We start from the raw sequence: 4988 nt of genomic DNA, 5'->3' as shown, positions 1-4988 counted from the left end.
TTCTGGGCCTGGCAGTTCATTATCCTGGCCGCAGCAATTACGCTGCCGATGGGATTGACCACTTCCAAAGAATACGCTGAGCTGGAATGGCCGATTGACGTGGCGATCGCGATCGTGTGGGTTTCTGCATTGATTAACCTGATTATGACCACGATCAACCGTCGTACCGAGCACATTTACGCGGCTGTTTGGTTTTACATTGCTTCTTTCGTCACTGTGGCCATGCTACACGTGGTCAACAGCATTGCACTGCCGATCTCATTGTTCAAAAGCTACTCGGTGTATGCAGGTGTACAGGATGCATTGGTTCAATGGTGGTACGGCCACAATGCGGTTGCGTTTTTCCTGACTACGCCTTATTTGGGTTTGATGTATTATTTCCTTCCCAAAGCAGCCAACAGACCGATCTATTCCTACCGGTTGTCCATCGTTCACTTCTGGGCATTGATCTTCCTGTACATCTGGGCTGGTCCGCACCACCTGCTTTATACCGCCTTGCCTGAATGGGCACAAACGTTGGGAACCGTATTTTCGGTGATGCTGATCGCACCTTCCTGGGGCGGGATGATCAACGGATTAATGACACTCCGCGGTGCATGGGACAAAGTGCGTGACGATGTTGTTTTGAAATTTATGGTAGTTGCAATCACCGCCTATGGTATGGCAACTTTCGAAGGTCCGATGCTTTCATTCAAAAATGTAAATGCAATCGCGCACTATACCGACTGGATCGTAGCCCACGTGCACGTAGGTGCGCTGGGCTGGAACGGCTTCCTTACTTTCGGGATTTTGTACTGGCTTTTCCCACGCATATATAACAGACCGTTATACTCACAAAAGGCCGCTAACTTCCACTTCTGGATCGGTACTTTGGGTATCCTGTTCTATACCATCCCAATGTACTGGGCTGGCTGGGTACAGAGCTCTATGTGGAAAGAATTTACGCAGGAAGGACTTTTGAAATACCCTAACTTCCTTGAAACCGTCACCCAGCTTGCGCCGCTTTATTTCCTGCGCTCTGTCGGAGGTACCTTATATATCATCGGGTTTATTGTGATGATCTACAACCTCTGGATGACAGCCCTGAAAGGTAACCTTGTGGCGACCGAGACTGCAAAAGCAATGCCGCTCAACGCGATCTGGCATGCCGAAAAAAGCGAGTACTGGCACCGCAGGCTGTTTGAACGCAAACCTTTGGCGCTTACGATCTTCGCTCTGGTTGCGGTTGCAATCGGCGGGATGATTGAAATGATCCCGACTTTTATGATCAAATCCAATGTACCTACGATTGCGGCAGTGAAGCCTTATACGCCGCTGGAATTACAGGGACGCGATGTGTATGTCCGAGAAGGCTGCTACGTATGCCACACCCAGATGATCCGTCCGTTCCGTTCAGAGATCGAGCGATATGGTGAGTACTCCAAATCAGGCGAGTTTATTTATGACTACCCGCACCAATGGGGTTCCAAACGTACCGGCCCGGATTTGCACCGGATAGGCGGCAAGTACCCCGACTCCTGGCACTACAACCACATGGAAGACCCGACTACAATGTCGCCAGGTTCCATTATGCCAAGATACGGCTGGCTGCTTGAAGACGATCTGGACACCACCACCACCGGAGCCAAGATCCGCGCGATGCAAACCCTGGGCGTACCATACGAAAAAGGCTACGACCAACTCGCCAACGCCGACCTGCACAAACAGGCCAAACAGATCCAGGATAACCTAAGTAAGAGCGGCATTAAAACCTCGGAGAACAAAGAGATTATAGCCCTGATCGCGTATTTGCAAAGGATGGGGACGGATATAAAAGGAGAGAAATAGCGTTGCCATATAACAATGACTTAGACTTTTGTCACCCTGAGCGCAGCTCTTTGTCACCCTGAGCGCAGCACTTTGTCACCCTGAGCGCAGTCGAAGGGCTGCTACGAGACGAGCAACTACGCCTTGTCACCCTGAGCGTAGCGGGCCGCCAGGCGGTCGAAGGGAAGTAGCATCGTGCCGGCCCTTCGACTGCGCTCAGGGTGACAAAGCTGGTCATTCACTAACTCACTAACTAGCTCATTCAATCATTCAATCATTCGATCATTCAATCATTGATCACTCATGAAATTCAGAACTTACCTTGAAACCATTGCCGGGATTGGCATTTATCCGATGATCTCGCTGGTTATATTTTTTGTCTTCTTTCTCTCACTCCTGATTTTTGTTTTCAGGATTGATAAGAAATCGTTGTCCAAAATGGAGAGTATTCCATTGCAGGATGGCGTGGTAAGGAAGGGGATCTTGTCTGCACTGTTCTTTTTCCTGATCCAGTTTACTGCTTCGGCAGCTGCGCCTGTTGATGAAGTCCGAGCAATTTCCGGAATGGAAATTCTGTTGATCGTGCTGCTGGGCGTGCTTGTTTTCATCGCCGTTTTGGTTGTGGTTACATTAGGTAATGCAATCTCGCTTCTACAAAAAGTGAACAGGATCAAAAATCCGGAAGCTGCCGCAAAAGCAGACGCTACCAGCTGGTGGCAGAAGTTTGCCGGAATGAGCGTTTCGCTTGGCGACGAGAAACACATTCTTATTGACGGGCACGATTACGACGGCATTCAGGAACTTGATAACCGCATGCCGCCCTGGTTACAGTCACTGTTTTTGGGAACAATCGTAGTTGGTCTCGCTTACTCGGCATTTTACTTCGGCGGGATTGGCGACATGCAGCTGACGGAACTCGATAAGGAAATTGCTCAGGCCGAGATTGAAAAGAAGGCATACATGGAAAAAGTAGGCGCTTCGCTGGACGAAAATTCAGTAACTGCATTGACCGAAGCCCCGCTGGTGGAACAAGGAAAGGCGATATTCCAGGAGAAATGCACCGCCTGCCACGGCGCTGACGGTGGCGGCTCTGTGGGCCCTAACCTGACCGACGAATACTGGCTGCACGGAAGCGGCATTAAAAACCTGTTCAAAGTGATCAAGTACGGTGTTCCCGAAAAAGGGATGATCTCCTGGGAAAAACAGCTTTCACCGACAGACATTCAAAAAGTGGCCAGCTATGTGCTGACTTTAAAAGGTACCAAACCAGCTACTCCCAAGGAGCCGCAAGGCGAACTGATCCAGGATGAGCAGGTTGCAGCTAATTGATTATGGAAGCCCGGGAATGGATTTATCCGCAAAAACCGACCGGTAAGTGGCATACCCGCCGCGCCTGGTTCACAGTCGGCATACTTGCCTTGCTTTTTGCATTGCCTTTTGTAAAAATTGACGGCCAGCCTGTGCTGCTGCTCAATGTGTTGGAAAGAAAATTCATCATTTTCGGAATCTTCATCGGTCCACAGGATTACTGGTTGTTCGGTTTGATGATGTTGTCGTTCATGGTATTTATCGTACTGTTTACGACGGTTTTTGGAAGATTATGGTGCGGCTGGGCCTGTCCGCAGACTGTGTTCATGGAAATGGTTTTCCGCAAGATCGAATATGCGATCGAAGGCGACGCTACCAGGCAAAAGCTCCTGAACAAAGCGCCATGGACTTCGGATAAAATCATCAAAAAAGGCACCAAGTACTTCCTCTTTTTGCTGGTATCTTTTCTGATTGCCAACCTGCTGCTCTCCTACGTGCTGGGCGTGGATGAGCTTTCCAAAGTAATTTCCGAGCCGCTGGAAGATCACCTTACCCTCTTTGCAGGCATTGTTGCATTTACCGCAGTATTCTATTTCAACTTTGCGTGGCTCCGCGATCAGGCTTGTACGGTGGTATGTCCCTACGGTCGCCTGCAGAGCGTGTTTATCGACCGTAATACCATTGCGGTAGCTTACGACCACGAGCGCGGGGAACAAAGGGGTAAGTTGCACAAAAACCAGGAACGCACGATCGGAGACTGTATCGATTGCCACCAATGCGTAGCAGTTTGTCCCACCGGAATTGACATCCGCAACGGGCTGCAAATGGAATGCGTCAACTGTACTGCCTGCATTGACGCCTGCGATTCAATGATGGACAGAGTGGGTTTCGAAAAAGGGTTGATCCGGTACACTTCCGAGAATGCGATCGAAAACAAAACCAGAAAGCTGATCACACCGAGGGTTATCGGCTATGCTGCAATACTGCTGGTACTCTGGTCGGGATTGGGTTTTATGGTCGCTTCAAGAAGCGACACACAGACCAGCCTCCTGCGCGCGCCGGGAACCCAGTACATTGAAAACCCGGACGGAACGATCAGCAACCTGTACACTTTCAAGATTTTTAACAAAACCAATAAACTGATCAAAACAACGATCAAGATCAAAGACCAGCGCGGCAAGCTCATTTTCGCAGGCAACCCCGACCTGACCTTACAACCCGCCGGAATGTCCGAAGGAACCGTATTCATCAACATGCCGAAATCCGCAATCACCCAAAGAAAAACGAAACTCCCGCTGGCAGTTTACCAGGATGGGAAGGAGTTGGAGGTATTTGAGACGACGTTTTTGGGAAGGTAGATTGGACTTCGGCAGTCGGCTTTCGGCTGTCGGCTGTCTTCCGACGATCACCTTTTTGTACGAATTACATATTGATAAAACAGAACAAAACATTCAAAGCAAACAGCTAAAAGCTGACTGTCAAAAGCCGTCAGCCAACAGCCGACTACCGACAGCCAAAATGAAAATCAACTACGCTACCGCAATCGTTACCCTCTACCTTGGCTTTGTTGCCATGATCATTGTGCTTGTGACGATGAGCATGAGCCAGAAAGTGGACCTTGTAACTGACAAATATTACGAAGAAGAACTCAGCTTTCAGGATAAGATCGATAAGCGTGAACGCAGTGCTGCATTGCGGCAGCAGGTTAGCTGGCACGTTTCCGACGAGGGTATCTCCATTTATTATCCCCAGTTCATTCCCGACTCTGCGCTCTCAGGAAAGATCAGGCTGTACTGTCCGGCCGATGAAAATAAAGACCTCGCCATTCAGGTCAATGCAAAAAACCACTCGCAGCTGATCCCGGCTTCAAGCGT

At 49.5% G+C, this 4988-nt stretch carries 4 protein-coding genes; all 4 read left to right on the top strand.

All coding sequences use genetic code 11. From position 1 onward, the window contains the following. Positions 1 to 1827: cytochrome-c oxidase, cbb3-type subunit II (ccoO, locus tag ACTIE6_RS17350; RefSeq protein ID WP_439557842.1), on the top strand; the 1827-nt coding region annotated here is incomplete at its 5' end. Between the two features lie 282 nt (positions 1828 to 2109). Further along, a complete protein-coding gene (locus ACTIE6_RS17345) occupies positions 2110 to 3135 on the top strand; it encodes a c-type cytochrome (RefSeq protein WP_439557841.1) in 1026 nt (341 codons plus the stop codon). A gap of 2 nt (positions 3136 to 3137) precedes the next feature. Further along, complete coding sequence (ccoG, locus tag ACTIE6_RS17340; RefSeq protein ID WP_439557840.1) at positions 3138 to 4472, top strand: cytochrome c oxidase accessory protein CcoG; 1335 nt, start codon at positions 3138 to 3140, stop codon at positions 4470 to 4472. A gap of 160 nt (positions 4473 to 4632) precedes the next feature. Then, the coding region (locus tag ACTIE6_RS17335; RefSeq protein WP_439557839.1) for a FixH family protein at positions 4633 to 4988 on the top strand (356 nt) is incomplete at its 3' end.

This window comes from Dyadobacter sp., assembly GCF_051859145.1.
In the GTDB taxonomy this organism is placed as follows: Bacteria; Bacteroidota; Bacteroidia; order Cytophagales; family Spirosomataceae; genus Dyadobacter.
Note: the sequence above shows the minus strand (reverse complement) of the source record. Positions and strands in the feature narration are given on the sequence as shown.